This window comes from Nocardiopsis lambiniae, from assembly GCF_031845465.1.
Taxonomy (GTDB): domain Bacteria; phylum Actinomycetota; class Actinomycetes; order Streptosporangiales; family Streptosporangiaceae; genus Nocardiopsis; species Nocardiopsis lambiniae.
Genome location: NZ_JAVREP010000003.1, coordinates 237,199 through 251,325 on the forward strand (window position 1 = coordinate 237,199; position 14,127 = coordinate 251,325).

General features: G+C 73.5%; 13 protein-coding genes, 2 tRNA genes and 1 pseudogene. 4 read left to right on the top strand and 12 right to left on the bottom strand.

All coding sequences use genetic code 11. The annotated features are described in order from the left end of the window. Positions 1–41: 41 nt before the first annotated feature. From RM479_RS07060 to RM479_RS07085, 6 genes and pseudogenes are all read right to left on the bottom strand, one after another. Positions 42–1,784: a hypothetical protein gene (locus tag RM479_RS07060; protein ID WP_311510901.1), complete on the bottom strand. Its 1,743-nt coding sequence runs from the start codon at positions 1,782–1,784 to the stop codon at positions 42–44. Then, positions 1,781–2,917: a leucine-rich repeat domain-containing protein gene (locus RM479_RS07065; RefSeq protein ID WP_311510902.1), complete on the bottom strand. Its 1,137-nt coding sequence runs from the start codon at positions 2,915–2,917 to the stop codon at positions 1,781–1,783. Before RM479_RS07065 ends, RM479_RS07060 begins: the two co-directional genes overlap by 4 nt. A gap of 79 nt (positions 2,918–2,996) precedes the next feature. Further along, positions 2,997–3,068: pseudogene (locus RM479_RS07070) on the bottom strand. 99 nt (positions 3,069–3,167) lie between these two features. Next, a tRNA-Ala gene (locus RM479_RS07075) sits at positions 3,168–3,240 on the bottom strand. A gap of 43 nt (positions 3,241–3,283) precedes the next feature. After that, positions 3,284–3,358 (bottom strand) — tRNA-Trp (locus tag RM479_RS07080). Between the two features lie 71 nt (positions 3,359–3,429). Next, positions 3,430–4,659: an ROK family transcriptional regulator gene (locus tag RM479_RS07085; RefSeq protein ID WP_311510903.1), complete on the bottom strand. Its 1,230-nt coding sequence runs from the start codon at positions 4,657–4,659 to the stop codon at positions 3,430–3,432. Positions 4,660–4,759: 100 nt separating this feature from the next. On the opposite strand from RM479_RS07085, the gene RM479_RS07090 reads away from it, so the two are divergent. Both RM479_RS07090 and RM479_RS07095 read left to right on the top strand, forming a co-directional pair. Then, positions 4,760–5,359: a GNAT family N-acetyltransferase gene (locus RM479_RS07090; RefSeq protein ID WP_311510904.1), complete on the top strand. Its 600-nt coding sequence runs from the start codon at positions 4,760–4,762 to the stop codon at positions 5,357–5,359. Between the two features lie 9 nt (positions 5,360–5,368). After that, positions 5,369–5,839 carry an NUDIX hydrolase gene (locus RM479_RS07095; RefSeq protein ID WP_311510905.1) on the top strand — a complete coding sequence of 157 codons (471 nt, stop codon included), beginning with the start codon at positions 5,369–5,371 and terminating at the stop codon, positions 5,837–5,839. Between the two features lie 56 nt (positions 5,840–5,895). Here RM479_RS07095 and RM479_RS07100 read toward each other — a convergent pair whose 3' ends face one another. The 4 genes from RM479_RS07100 to RM479_RS07115 all read right to left on the bottom strand — a co-directional run bounded on the left by RM479_RS07100 (position 5,896) and on the right by RM479_RS07115 (position 8,986). Then, the gene (locus tag RM479_RS07100) at positions 5,896–6,828 is read right to left on the bottom strand and encodes a M48 family metallopeptidase (RefSeq protein WP_397221540.1); all 933 of its coding nucleotides are present in this window, start codon (positions 6,826–6,828) and stop codon (positions 5,896–5,898) included. Positions 6,829–7,007: 179 nt separating this feature from the next. After that, positions 7,008–7,694 (bottom strand): DivIVA domain-containing protein, encoded by a 687-nt coding sequence (locus tag RM479_RS07105; protein WP_311510907.1) that lies wholly within the window; start codon positions 7,692–7,694, stop codon positions 7,008–7,010. Positions 7,695–7,722: 28 nt separating this feature from the next. Further along, positions 7,723–8,010: a hypothetical protein gene (locus tag RM479_RS07110; RefSeq protein ID WP_311510908.1), complete on the bottom strand. Its 288-nt coding sequence runs from the start codon at positions 8,008–8,010 to the stop codon at positions 7,723–7,725. 79 nt (positions 8,011–8,089) lie between these two features. After that, positions 8,090–8,986: an N-acetylmuramoyl-L-alanine amidase gene (locus tag RM479_RS07115; RefSeq protein ID WP_311510909.1), complete on the bottom strand. Its 897-nt coding sequence runs from the start codon at positions 8,984–8,986 to the stop codon at positions 8,090–8,092. A 433-nt stretch (positions 8,987–9,419) separates the two neighbouring features. Here RM479_RS07115 and RM479_RS07120 point away from each other — a divergent pair, with 433 nt between their 5' ends. Continuing rightward, a complete protein-coding gene (locus tag RM479_RS07120) occupies positions 9,420–10,589 on the top strand; it encodes a hypothetical protein (protein WP_311510910.1) in 1,170 nt (389 codons plus the stop codon). A gap of 444 nt (positions 10,590–11,033) precedes the next feature. Then, positions 11,034–12,245, top strand: a complete 1,212-nt coding sequence (locus tag RM479_RS07125; protein WP_311510911.1) for a hypothetical protein — start codon at positions 11,034–11,036, stop codon at positions 12,243–12,245. A 31-nt stretch (positions 12,246–12,276) separates the two neighbouring features. Here the strand turns inward: RM479_RS07125 and RM479_RS07130 are convergent, their stop codons facing one another. Together RM479_RS07130 and RM479_RS07135 are read right to left on the bottom strand one after the other, a co-directional pair. Then, positions 12,277–12,915 carry a response regulator transcription factor gene (locus RM479_RS07130; protein ID WP_311510912.1) on the bottom strand — a complete coding sequence of 213 codons (639 nt, stop codon included), beginning with the start codon at positions 12,913–12,915 and terminating at the stop codon, positions 12,277–12,279. 10 nt (positions 12,916–12,925) lie between these two features. After that, positions 12,926–14,122 (bottom strand): sensor histidine kinase, encoded by a 1,197-nt coding sequence (locus RM479_RS07135; RefSeq protein WP_311510913.1) that lies wholly within the window; start codon positions 14,120–14,122, stop codon positions 12,926–12,928. Positions 14,123–14,127: the final 5 nt, after the last annotated feature.

Below are 14,127 nucleotides of genomic sequence, written 5' to 3' on the forward strand. Positions count from 1 at the left end.
GTGCGCTCCCGGAGCCTCGCACGGCCTTTTCCGGCGGCGGCTCACAGGCCGAGTTCGTCGAACAGGGCCTCCCAGCCCGACTGTTCGGGGTCCTCGACCAGGGGGGAGCGCCACTCGACGGCCTCCTCGAAGGTGTCCCCGTGCCGTTCGTCGCCGCCGATCCCCTCGGTGGCGGCGCCCGCCGCCAACAGCGCCCGGGCCAGCGCCGGGGGGCCGCCCAGCCGGGTGGTCCGGAACAACGGTGTCTGCTCCTCGGAGTCCCGGGCGTCGACCTCCACGCCCGCCTCCAGCAGCCGCGGCAGCAGTGCCTCGTGGTCCAGCAGGTGCATGTGGTGCAGCAGGGTCCGCCCGCTCCGATCACGGACGCGGGGGTCGCCGCCGGAGTCGAGATGGCGCAGAACCGCCTCGGTGTCACCGTGCCGCACCCGTTCGAACAGGTCGTCGCGGAACAGGCGCAACGCCTTGGGCAACCGCCCGGAGCCCGTGGCCCAGGCCTCGCGGACCGCGTGACAGCCGGTGCTCCTCCCGCCCAGGGCGCGCAGGGCCGCCTCGCGCCTCAGCTCGTCCTCGTCGTGCGGGACGGCCGGCCCGTCGACGCCGGGGACGACGGTGTGCCACTCACCCCGGCAGCGCACCCGCACCGGGCCAGGGGGGTCCGGGTCGGGCGGTCCGACGGGACCCCCGGCGGGTCCGCGAGCGGGGGCGAGTGCCTCGCGCACCAGGGGGTGGAGTTCGTCGGGGGAGACCGCACCGTCACGGAGCACGTCGATGTCGATCGGGCGGTTCCGGCACGCCTCCGCGAGGATCGGCGGGTCCGCCCGCCCGGCCTCGGCCTTCTCCAGCCACAGGGACGTCGCCCCGTCCCCGGAACGCCGGATCCGGAAGCGGCTGTGGGCGTCGTAGGGGAACCAGTGCTCGTCGCCCAGCCCGGCCGCGTCCAACCGCTCGACCTCGGCGGCGAGCCGCGACACCGACAGCGGCGCGTAGGAGAGGGCCTCCACCGGGTCCACCGGGTCGCCCCACTCCATCTCCACGGGGGAGGTGTCGAGGTCGATCCCCGCTGCGGCGAACGCCTCCGCGACCCGTCCGGTCTCGTGGAGGACCTCGATCCATTCGACGCGGGCCACCGGGTCGTCGGGCCCTGGGTCGGCGGCGGGGAGTTCACCGAGGGCGCGCGGGGCGCCGTCGGGGTGCAGGAACGGCGCCCGGTGGGCGTCGCCGCCCCAGCGCCCACGCGCCTCGCCCACGCGCCGGGAGTCCCACAGGTGCCGCCCGGTCGCCCACACGTGCGGGATGTTCTCCCAGTACTCCACCCGGTGGTCGGACTCGGCCCGCACCGGCATCGTGTCCTCCCAGGAGTGCCCCGCCACCTCCAGCACCAGCCGCCGGGCCCCGTGGACGCGCCAGTCGACCTGGCGGACCGACAGCCACGGACCCCCGTCCCCGCCGGGGCGCGACAGCAGGAGCCGCTGCAACGGCAGCAGGCGGCCGTCCCCGTGCCAGAACCGCGGGAAGTGCCAGCGCACCAGGTCCGGGACCAGGTTCCGGAGGTCGTCGAGCAGGGTCCGGGCGAACTCCGCGCCGTACCCGCGCCGCAGCGCCCGCAGGTCCAGGTCGACCGCCATGTCGGCAGCCGCGCAGGCTCCCAGCCAGTCGCCCACCAGCCGCCGCTCGGCGGCGCGCTCGATCATGGCGCGCGGCACGCCGTAGCGGCGCCCCTTGCGCAGCCCGGCCGCCCGCATCGGCCGGTGCGACGCCGAGCGGTGACGGTACGGGGACGTCACCGGTACAGGCTCCCGATCGCGCGCAGGTCGTCGTGCGCGCCCCGGGCGGGCCGCAGGTGGCGGGCGATCGTCCGCTTGGTGCGGCGCGGCAGCCCCGGACCCAGCCCCGCGTACTCCATCCGTCCGCTGCGGGCCACCGCGTCGGACAGCGCGGAGGCGGCCGGGAAACCGAAACCGGTGTGGCGCACCTCCAGACGGCGCAGCGGGCTGTCCGGGATGGCCTCGGCCAGTGCCGTCACACCCGCATCGCCCAGTTCGTTCGACGGGGCGCCCAGCGCCCGCTGCGACCGGGGCCGTCCCAGGTCCAGCGCCTCGATGCCGCCCAGGGCCTCGGCCAGGGCGATCGCCCCCTCCGCGCCGATGCCGTTGCCGCCCAGGCCCAGGGTCACCGGGCGGTCCAGGTCGGCGACGGCGGCGGCGATCGTCCGCGCGCCCTCGTCGCCCAGGTGGTTGGCGGGCGCGTACAGCTCGCGCACCCCGGCGTCGCGCAGGAACGCGGCCAGCAGGGCGGCGCTGTCGGGGCCCAGCCCGTTGCCGCCCAGGAACAGTCGTTCCATCGGGGCCGCACGGGCCACCAGCGTCTCCAGCAGGGACCGCAGCCCCTCGGCGCCGACCCCGGTGTTCACCAGGTCCAGGGAGCGCAGGCGGCGGTTGCGGGCCAGCGCCCCGGCGACCGCACGCGCGCCCTCGTCGCCCACCGGGTTGCGCTTGAGCCACAGGGCCCGCACGGTGTCGTCGTCGGCGAGCCGGTCGGCGAGGGCGACCGCGCCGTCCGCGCCGATCCGGTTGCAGCCCAGGTAGAGGGTCTGGAGGCCGTGCTCACCGGCGAGGGCGTCGGCCAGCACGCGGGCGCCCTCCGACCCGATGGCGTTGGTGCCGAGCAGGAGGTGGGCGGCGTGCGGCGAGGTCGCGGCGACCGGGACGACCCGCCGGGCACCGGCCGGTCCCAGACCCTGCTTGCACAGGTCCACCCGGCCGTCGGGGCGCAACGTCCCCGACGGGAACGTCTCGTCCTCCGTGACCGGGGCCGGATCGGCCAACCTGGCCAGCAGCGGTTCCAGAGCGGACGGATCCGCCCGGGGCGGATCGGGGTGCTCGATGGCGGGGCAGCGTACGGGCGTCTTCTCGGTCATCACCATTCCACCGCTCGATCGTGCTCGGGCCGGTGGGCGGAGCCGACCGAGGCCCCCGGACGTGAAGAAGAGTAGGGGGCAGGACCGGTCGGATTCGAACCGACGTCCTCCAACTCGCTGTCCGGCGCGACGACCTCTGCGCTACGGCCCTGCCGAGCAGGGAGTCTAGCGATACCCGCCGACGACGCGTCGGTGTCGCCCCGGTTCCGGGGCGTTCTCGCATGTGCGGGGTGGGAGGGGGCCGGGGCGGCGGGGGCGGTCGGATTCGAACCGACGTCCTCCTCCATGCCGTGTAGGCGCGACGACCTCTGCGCTACGCCCCCGCCACGCGACGAGCGTAGCGGGGACGGAGGGAGGAGGGGACGGAGGGGCCGGCCGGATTCGAACCGGCGTCCTCCCGGTTCTGGAGACCGGGCGCGACGACCTCTGCGCTACGGTCCCACCGCCGCGGCACACGCTAACGCACCCGCCCCCGCGCCGGAAGGCGCCGATTCCCCCGCGGCCCGGACCGGTCAGCCGGCGTCCACCGCCTCGGGCAGCGGCAGCGCACCCGAGTCCAGGGCGTGGATGACCCCGGCGGCCCCGCCCCGCGCCGCCGCGCTCAACCCCAGCGACGACGGCTCCACCCGGCACCCGCCCGTGTTCGGCGCGAACACCCCCGACGCCAGCGCGGTCCGGCACGACGGCAACAACCACGGCCCCATGGGCACGAAGTACCCGCCCAGGAGCACCAGCCCCGGGTCGACCAGGTTGACCAGTGCCGCCAGGCCCTGCCCCAACCGGGTGCCGGCCCGCTCCAACGCGGACACCGCCGTCCCGTTCCCGGCCGCGGCCCGACCCACCGTCGCGTCCACCAGCGCCGCCACGTCGGCGCCGGGCAGCGGACGCTCCGGAGCCAGATCGGGCACCGCGTCGCGCAGGATCGCGCCGATGCCCGCCGACGCCTCCAGACACCCGCGCCGCCCGCACGAGCACTCCGGCCCGTCCGGCCCCAGCGTCAGGTGCCCCAGCTCCCCGGCGAACCCGCCGGCCCCGCGCAGCAGGGAACCACCGGTGAGCACCCCCGCGCCGATGCCGACCTCACCGGTGACGTAGACCAGATCGGGCGTACCGGCGAAGGATCCCACCCGGTACTCGGCGATCGCCCCCAGGTTGGCGTCGTTGTCCACCCGCACCGGGAAACCGAGCACGTCCGTCCGCGCACCCAGGGGGAAGTCCGACCAGCCCAGGTTCGGGGCCCGGCGCACGGTCCCGGTGGGCGCGTCCACCAGGCCCGGCACCGCGATCCCGGCACCGACCACGGTCCGTCCCCGCACCGAGGGATCGGCCATCACCTCGCGCAGCGCCGCGACGATGTGCCGCGCGCTCTCGTCCGGCCCCGCCGCTCGGGCGTCGAACGGCATGTGCCGACTCGTCAGCTCCCGCTGCACCAGGTCGACCGCCACCACCGACAGGTAGTCGACGTTGACCTCCAGGCCCAGCGCCGCCACCGAGGAGTCGTCCAAGGCCAGCAGCACCCCGGGACGGCCCACCCCGTTCTGCGCGGTCTCCCCGGTCTCCCGGATCAGGCCGCGCGCCATCAGGTCGGCGACCAGGCTGGAGACGGTCGTCTTGTTCAGACCGGTGGCCGCCGCCACCGCCGCCCGCGAACACGGCGCCGACTCCCGGACGGTGCGCAGCACGACGCCCAGATTGGCCTCGCGGACCGTGCGCAGACCCACCGTTCCCGAACCGATCGACACGGGGCCTCCCTCGTCAACGGACCGCTGCCGTGTCCGGATCGTACCGGGCGGACCGAAAACCGTTCGCCGGGCATCCGGGATCGATGGTGGGATCGCGTGCGTGATCCCCGCAGACGTCTTCCGCGACCAGCCCGTCCTCACCGGCGAGGCGGTCGAACTCCGCCCGCTCGACGCCGAGACCGGAGCCCCGTTCATCGCCGCCGCACTGGACATGGACCCCGAGGTGCGTCGCCTCACCGGTACCCACCGCGAGTTCACCGAGGAGGAACCGGCGGAGTGGGCCCGTACTCGCCCCGACCACCACGACCGCGCCGACTGGGTGGTCGTGGAACGCGCTCGGGGCACCACCGTCGGCGAATGCGCGCTCATCGACCTTGACCCCGACAACGCGTCCGTCGGCTACCGGATCGCGCTCAGCGGCACCGACGTCACCGGCAAGGGCTACGGCACCGCCGCCACCGACCTGGTCCTGGAGTACGCCTTCACGGTGGCGGGCCTGCACCGGGTCGCCCTGGAGGTGTTCGACTTCAATGCCCGGGCACGGCGCTCCTACGAGAAGTCGGGGTTCGTCCGCGAGGGCGTGTGGCGCCAGGCCCTGCGGTGGGACGGGGAGTGGCACGACGCGATCCTCATGTCGATCCTCGCCGACGAGTACGCGGCCTTGCGCGCGGCGAGGGACACCGGTTCCGGGGGCCGCTAGCCTCGGGGCATGCCCGTTCCCGAGTTCCTGCGCGAGCTGCGCCGCCAGATCGGCCCCGCCCTGGTCCCCCTGGTGGGGGTGACCGCCGTCGTGTTGGACGCCGACGACAACGTGCTGCTGCACCGGCGGGCCGACGACGGCCGCTGGGCCACTCCCGGCGGCATCCTCGAACCGGGGGAGCAGCCCGCGGTGGCGGTCGTGCGCGAGGCGCGCGAGGAGACCGGCCTGATCGTCGAGGTCGAACGGCTGGTCAGCGTGCTCGGCCAGGACCCCTACGTCTATCCCAACGGCGACCGCGTCCAGTTCCTGGACCTGGCGTTCCGCTGCCGCCCGGTGGGCGGCGCCCCCGACGCGAGCGGCGACGAGACCCTCGAAGTCCGCTGGTTCGCGCCCGACGCCCTCCCGGACATGTCGCCGCGGATCATCGACCGCATCGGCTACGCCCGAGAGTCCCGCGCCGAACCCTTCTACGTCCGCTGATCCACCTTCGCCGGGTCCGGGCGTCGCGACCGGCCGGGGGCGGCCCCGACGGTCCCTCAGAGGAAGATCCGGCCCCGGCGGCCCCGGTCGCGCAACGCGGCCATGCGGCGCACGTTGCTCGGGCGTCGCGACAACAGGTGGTAGAGCAGCAGCGAGCATCCCCGGTCCGTGCGCGCCCGGTCGGCCATCTCGCCCATGTTGACCCGGGGGTACAGCCGGGCCCCGCCCGCGTGCGCCCGCACGGTGTGCGCCCCCTCCGGGAAGTGCGCGTAGGCGTGGTTGTCCGCCGTGTACTCCGAACAGCGCGCCAACGCCGCGCCCAGCAGCGGGACCAGGTCCGCGCCCAGTACCGCGACCCTGCGCCAGAACCCCGTGTGCCCGGCCACCACGTGCCCCAGTTGGTGGGCCACCGCGAACGCCAACGCGTCGGGATCCCCCACCCGCCCGTCGTCGTCGAACAGCTCCCCCGACAACACCAGGTAGCGGCGCAGCCCGTGCGCGCCAGCGTCGGCCGGGCCACCGTCGACCCGCACGTACGCCTCGGGGACGCGCACGCCCATCGCCGTCGACAGCGTCACGATGATCCGGTGGGCCTCGGGGAACTGCGTGGGCGAGACCTTCACCGACTCGGCCCGGTGGCGGGCGTGGCGCAACCCCCGCACCGCCCAGTACACGGCCGGGACGAGCACCACCACCAGGACCGTCCCCCGCCAGGTCCCGGTCAGCAGACCCACCAGGTGCCCGGCCGAGGCCAGGACCACCAGGTTCACGACGACGCACACGAGCAGCAGGGGCGCCTCCCACGGATGGGCAGGCGCCGGGACGATCTCCTCGCCCTCGCCCAGTTCGTAGGGTCCGCGACCGTCCGGCCGGACGGAACGACAGTACGGGGCGGACGGGTACCGGTTCTCCGGAACGTAGCCGCAGCCGCTCACCCCGTGCACCGAGCAACCATGGGAACGACCTGGAACGGGCATGGGACAGGACATGGGCGGCCTCCCCTCCGGACGCGGATCAGGAAAGATCAGGGTCGGTTACTCCCTGTGTCCAAATATTACTTTCCGCTTCCCCAAGGTTGGGCTTGGACCGTGACGGCGTGTCAACAACCGATCGTGTCGACGTTCTCCCGGTTCCTCCCGGCCGACCGCGCCTCCTTCGGACGTTCGATTCAGCGCTGCTCGTACCTGCGCAGTTCGTCGGCGAGCGCGTCCAGGAACCGGTCCACCTGGGCCGGGTCGTATCCCGGCCGGGCCCGCGTGGTCGAGAACTGGACCCGCTCCACGTCCGCCGAGGTCAGCGTCGCCCGGTCGGGCCGTCCCTGCTGGAGCACCTCCAGTGTGAACTCGGCCCGGTCCAGGAAGTCGTCGACCTCCTGCTCGTTGTAACCCGTGGTCAGCCGCGTGGTCGCGAACTGCTGCTCCCGTACGCGCTCGGGCGTCAGCCGGGACTGCGGTGCCGCCCCCGTCGACCGGCCGCCCCCCGCCGGCTCCTGGCGGGGGTGGTCCCGGGGTCGAGGGTCGTGCGTCGCCGTCGGGCGCGGTGGCAGTGGCGGGGTCATCGCCCCCGACCGGCCCAGACCGCGTCCGGCCAGATCGGCCACCACGACGTCGAGGAAGTCGTCCACCTCGTCCTCGCGGTACCCCGGGCTCAGCCGGGTGGTCCGGAAGCGCGCGTTGCGCACTTCGTCGGCCGTGATGAGCGGACCCTTGCGCGGGCCGCCCTCCAGGGCGATGAGCGTCGTCTCGATCCGGTCGAGCAGCGCGTCGACGTCCTCCTCGTTGTATCCCGGGCGTAGGCGCACCGTGTGGAACTTCTTGTCGCGGATGTCCGCCGGTGTCAGAGGCATGGTTTCCATTGTGCAGTTCACGAGGTTCTCAGGGTGGTCATCCTCGCCCGACTCGTGCCTTCGCCCGCGCGATGTGCGTCGCGAGGTCGGTGATCGCCTCGTGGACCCGGCGACGGTCGAATCCGGGCGGGACCACGTCGAACTCCGTGGAGGCGGGCTCGGTCGAGCCGATCGGCCGGGTTCCCGCCGGGATGTCCGGGTGCGGTCGGGTCCCCGTGTCGGCGGTCGGCGTCGTGATCGCACGGTGCGGCGGGCCGGTGACCCGACCGCGGTGGTGTCCGCGCGGCACGGTGTCGAAGTCCGGGACCGCCAGGGGGGAGTTCATGCCCGCATTATGCCGACGGGGCGTGGCGCACGCCATAGCGGAGGGGTTTCGTGGCCGACAGCGGACGCGGGGTGAGGCGTCAATCGCGCATGAGGTACATGGCCAGCCCGCGGGCGATCGCGGAGGCCGCCCGCTCCCGCCATTCGGGGTCCTCCAGCAGGGCGGCGTCCTCCGCGTTGCGCATGTTCCCGGCCTCCAGGAACACCTTCGGCACGGTGGACATGTTGAGACCGCCCAGGTCGGTGCGCTCATCCAGGCCGTCCTCGGCCAGGTAGTCGGCGTAGGGGACGTCGGAGCCCTCGCGGTACTCGCGGCGCAGGTCCTCGGCGAGCAGGAGGGAGGGGGCCACGATGTCCTCGGTGAAGCCCTCGACCTCACCCGGCACGATCACGTGGAAACCGCGGCCGGACGCGGGGCCGCCGTCGGCGTGGATGGACAGGGCGGCGTCGGCCCGGACCTCGTTGCCGATCTCGGCGCGCTCGTCGATGCAGGGGCCGACGCCCTCGTCGTCCTCCCGGGTGAGGACCACGGTGGCGCCGTCGGCCTCCAGCCGTTCCTTGACCAGGAGGGAGAGTTCCCAGTTGAAGAGGTGCTCGGCGTAACCGGAGTCGGTCTCGGCGCCCACGGTGTCGCAGGCCTTCTCCCGGGGTCCGGCCGGGACGAGGCGGTTGATCTCGGTGGCCGCGGAGGCGTTGCCGCCGTTGTGGCCGGGGTCGATGACGACGATCCGGTCGTGGAGCGGGCCGTCGCCCATGGGGGAGTCCCCGCCGGATCCGTCGGGTGCGTCCGTGCCCGTGGGTCCGCCGTCGGAGGAGCCGTCCTCGGGAGCGGGCAGCGGGAGCGCGGCGGTGGGGTCGGCGCCGGGCGCGGCTCCGGGGGCCGACGAGCAGCCGGCGGCGAAGAGTACGACGAGGGAGGCGGAGTACAGGGCGCGGGTGGCGCGGCTCCGGGGCCCTGGCGGTGCGGAGACGGGCATGCCCTCAACCTACCGGGCGAACCGGGCGGATCACCCCTAATCCGGGTGGAGGGCTTCTTATTAAGACGCTTGAGCAATGGGTTGGTTTACACGATACAGAAAAATTTTTGAGAACGAATGTGACCCACTGCTCAGTGTAGCCGAGTTTCCCCTGTAATCTGCTTGTTATCCAATTTCGGATGTTTTCGGGCTTTCCTCTGTTGTAGGGTGATTGACGAGGAAACGGGAACTCTCCCGCACGGTTCCGCAGGCCCCTCCGTCCAGGTCGCGACCGCTGTTCTCCCAGGTGGAAGGCGCTTTTCCACGCCTTTCGTCATCCCCATCCGCACCCTGGCGTCCAGTCCCCCGCCGCCGTGGCAGCACACGCCCGAGAGCATTGCACTGGACCAGGTCGATCCGCTGAGCACGGGTCGGGATCCCCTAGAGGATTGATTTGAAGACCACTTCCAAGATCGCCGCGCGTCGCGTCATTCAGGGCGGTGCCGCTTTCGCCGCCCTCGGTGCGCTGAGCATCGCCACGGCCCTTCCGGCCGCCGCCGATGTGGAGCAGTACGGCTGGGGCTACGCCGCCTCCCTGGGCGGTGCCGGCTTCGTCGAGACCCAGGACGGTACCTCCGCGGACTCCTTCTCCGTCGACTACGGCTGGGTCTCCCTGGAGGGCACCACCTCCTCCACGGTGAACGCCTCCGGTGTCAGCTCCACGGTCCAGGTCTCCTCGATCCGCATCCAGATCACCGTCGCCGACGTCGAGGGCGACCTCGAAATCGAGGACGAGGAGGACGACGAGGAGAAGGACGAGGAGACCGAGGAGCCCACCGAGGAGCCGAGCCCCTCCGAGGACCAGGCCCCCGAAGAGCAGGAGGGTGACGACACCTCCGGCGAGGGCGACACCGACGAGCCCGCTCCCACCACGCCGCCGGCCGACGAGGACGACGAGACCGTTCCCTCCCCGGAGCCCTCCGAGTCCCCGAGCGCCACCCCCGAGGCCGAGGAGGCCGACGAGGCGCTCGCCCCGCTCGTGCTGGACGAGACCAACAGCGACCTGGTGGACGGCTCCGACGAGGTCCTGGTCGAGGCGACCATCAGCGGCGTCTCCGTCACCACCACCCAGAAGTGGGACGGCTCGGTCGACCGTCAGGTCAACGAGGGCAGCGTCAACTACATCACCGTCCCCGAGGGCACCGACTTCTCGCTGACCCCCGAGGTCATCCAGTGGGAGGAGCCCACCGAGTTCGAGGGCTACGTCTGGGACGACGCCTACACCGTCCTCGACTACAACATGATCGTCGACGACGAGCTGGTCGACTGGATCACCGTCGCCGAGACCGGTGCCGGCATCCTGACGATCGACGAGGACGGCGACAACGGCGGTGGCGACGGCGACGGCGAGGAGAAGCCGCGCCCGGAGAAGCCCGCCGAGAAGCCCGCCGAGAAGGAGCCGGCCGCCAAGCCCTCCGAGGCCCTGGCCACGACCGGTAGCCCGATCGGTGGCCTGATCGCCGCCGGTGCCGCGATCGCCGCCGGTGGTGGCGCCGCCGCCTACCTGGCCCGTCGCAAGAAGACCGCCACCGAGGCTCCGGCCGAGGAGAACGGCGACAACTAGTCGACGATGACCGTCGGGTCGTCGGCCGCGTGCGGTCGATGAATCGATGACACGTCCGGCCCCGGGGATCCCCTCCCCGGGGCTGTTCGCGTTTTCGGACACCCGTGATCCGACCAGATCCTCCTGACCGTTTCGAGGGGCGGAACCCGGGCGCTCCCCGGCCCGTTGATCCGGTGTCCGAAACCTCACGGTGAGCGATCACGCGTCGCGAGACGGTTTCCGTTTCGTGATCGAGCGGTTAGGCTCGCGGTGAGGGCGTGCCACGCGTCCCCACCCCCGCGCGGCCCCTCCCCCGGGGCGGAAAGGCCGTCGTCCCCGCCGCCCCGTGTGTCGCGCATCGGTCCTCCGCAGACCGACGCGATCCCCCGTGACCTCTCACCTCGGGCTCCGGTCGCGGGCCGGCCGCAGGGCCGGACATCCCCCAGAGCCAACAGGAGTGCCGTGGTGACCCCCGCCGGAACGACAGGACGCCGTCTCTTCGGCGGTACCGCACTCGTCGCGCTCGCGGCGGTGTTCGCTCTGACCGTGTCCGCGCCCGCCGCCGCGACGTCGGTCGTCGCCGTGGACCCGCTCGTGTGGGGCAACGCCCAGGCCTGGGCCGCCAACGGCGACGCCGTCGCCGGCTACTCGACGGCGGTCGGTTTCGGGGGGGAGAACGAGGAGCGGGGCGACACCACCGACGTGTTCGGCCCGCTCGCCCCCTACATCGACATCGAGGGCTCCAGCCACACCGTCATCGACGGCGACGGCGCTCGATCCACCGCCGTCGTCGAGTCCGCGGTCCTCCGTCTCACCGTGATCGACCTGGTCGCCCTCGGGATGATCGACGTGCCCGCCGATCTCGACCTGGCCCCCTCCTCCCCGGTGGAGACCCCGACTCCCGGTGACGGGGAGGCCCCCTACCAGGACGTGCCCACGCCCGAGGGAGAGGACGGCCCCCGCCCCCAGCGACCACCCGCCGAGGGCGACGACACGCTCCTCGGTGAGGAGTCGGAGAGCCCCGACCCCTCCCCGAGCCCGGACGGGGGCGAGGTCGTCGCGCTCGACGACTCCGACACGCGCCGGGTCTCCGCCGACAACACCCTGGAGATCTCCGTCTCCGACATCGTGACCACGGCCTCCGCCGGGTTCGACGGCCGGACCGGCACCACCTTCGAGCACGGTCCCCTCACCGCCTTCGGTGTCCCCCTGGAACCGCTGGAGGACGCCGGCGACGGTTACGTCGTCGAGGACGTCCTGGTGGTGCTGGACGAGGAGGGCGATGTGGTCGAGGAGGTCCCCGTGGCGGTCCGGTTCCTCCGTACCCAGGAGACCTTCGACGACCAGGACCCGGACTGGCGGGGGCAGGGCACCCGCTCCCGGCTCACCGTGTCGGTGCGGGTCGGCGACTCCGACGACGGCAACGGATTCGCGGTCGACTTCGCCGACTCCTGGGCGCTGGGCTCCACCTACGCCGCCGGCGCCTCCGCGAGCCCGGACGACCGGTCGGGCTCCTCCCCGCAGGCGCAGGAGCGCGCCAACGGCGACCTGGCGATGACCGGCAGCTCCCTGGCCGCCCTGGTCACCGCGGCCGTGGTGGCGATCGGCGGCGGATCCGCCGCCACCTTCCTCGCCCGCACGCGCACCACGGCCATGGACGACCGGATCGAGGACTGACGCCGGGCCGCGGGACGCCGCCCTCCCCGGGTCAGAGCCACCCCTTCTCGTAGGCGACCCGCGCCGCCTCCGTGCGGTTGCGGGTGCCCGTCTTGCCGATGGCCGACGACAGGTAGTTGCGGACGGTGCTCTCCGACAGGTGCAGCCGAGCCGAGAGGTCCGCCACCGTCGAGCCGTCCATCGCCGCCGTCAACACCTGGCGTTCCCGGGCCGTCAGCGGATCGGGCTGCGAACCCAGCGCGGCGGCGGCCAGCACCGGATCGATGACCGACCCGCCCGCGGCCACCCTGCGGATCGCCGCCGCCAGTTCCTCCACGGGCCCGTCCTTGCTCAGGAACCCGGCCGCGCCCGCCTCCATCGCCCGGCGCAGGTACCCGGGGCGACCGAACGTGGTGACGATGAGGACCCGACAGGACGGCGACCGCTTCCGCAGATCCGCGGCGGCCTCCAGGCCGCTGCGACCGGGCAGCTCGATGTCCAGGACGGCGACGTCGACCCGGTGCTCCACGGCGGCCGGAACGATCGCCTCGCCGTCCGCGACCAGAGCCACGACCTCCAGGTCCTCCTCCAGCCCCAGGAGGAGGGCCATGGCGTCGCGCATCATCCCCTGGTCCTCGGCCAGGAGGACCCGGATCGGGGAGGCGGGGGAGGGGCCGACGGCATCGGTCATGCGGGACACCCTAGAGCACGGTCCCGGCCCCGTCCCCCGCGCCTTCCCCGGCGGCGGGGCCGCCCGCTCCCGGACCGGTCGGCAGCTCCGCCGACACCCGGAACCCGCCCCCGGGCGCGTTCCCGCTCTCCAGCCGCCCGCCCGCCAGGGCCAGCCGCTCGCCCAGGCCGGTCAGACCGTGCCCGCCCTCCGGGCCGGGGGACCGTCCGCACCCGTCGTCGGTCACGGTGACACGCGCGTTCCCGTCCTCGTGCGCCACGACCAGTTCCACGTTCGAGGCGCCGCTGTGCCGGATCGCGTTCGTCACGGCCTCGCGCACCACCCATCCGAGCACCGCCTCGGCCTCCGTCGGAGGCGGAGGCCCCGAACGCCGCACCGTCACCGTCATGCCCGCGCCCGCCAGCGCCGAGCGGGCCCGGTCCAGTTCGTGGCTCAGCCCGCTCTCCCGGTACCCCGACACGGCCTCCCGGATCTCGGTCAGGGACCGCCGTCCCACCTCCTCGATGTCGGCGGCCTGCGCGGCAGCCGCCGCGGCGTCGCGCGGGGCCAGCCGCCGCACCGCCTCGGCCTTGACCACGATCACCGACATGCTGTGTCCGAGCAGGTCGTGCAGGTCCCGGGAGAACCGCAGCCGTTCCCGGTCGACCGCCGCCAGGGCGAGTTCCTCCCGGGTGCGGCTCAGCTCGCGCACGGTCTCCCCGAGGCCGAGCAGCGCGGCCACCATGATCCCGGAGATGAAGGTCCCGTACCCGGAGACCATCGGCAGCCACAGTTCGTCGCTCCGGTGCCCGGAGATCACCCCCGCCGACCCGCCCAGGACGATCAGCGCCCCCACCAACGGCACCGTGGGCAGGGCGGTCCCGCAGGCGAGCGCCGCCATCATGAACAGGAACACCCAGGTCCCGCCGTAGGCCAGGGACAGCACGACGGCCAGCGCGGTGAGGACGACGAGCACGATGGAGACCCCCCGGTCGGCCCGCCGCGGCCGGGTGGGGTCCCGGGTGACCACGCCGGCGTACAGGGTCGCGAACAGCAGCAGCCCGGTACCGCCGAGCCACGGCCACGGGGCACCGCCGAACAGGTCGGTGACGGCGCCCGCGGTCAGCAGCAGACCGGGCAGGAACGCGGTGCGTCCCGTGGGCCCGGGGTGCGAGAGGGGATCCGGCACGTCCCCGAGGCCGCAGCCCCCGTCCCTCGGCCGATCCATGGCGT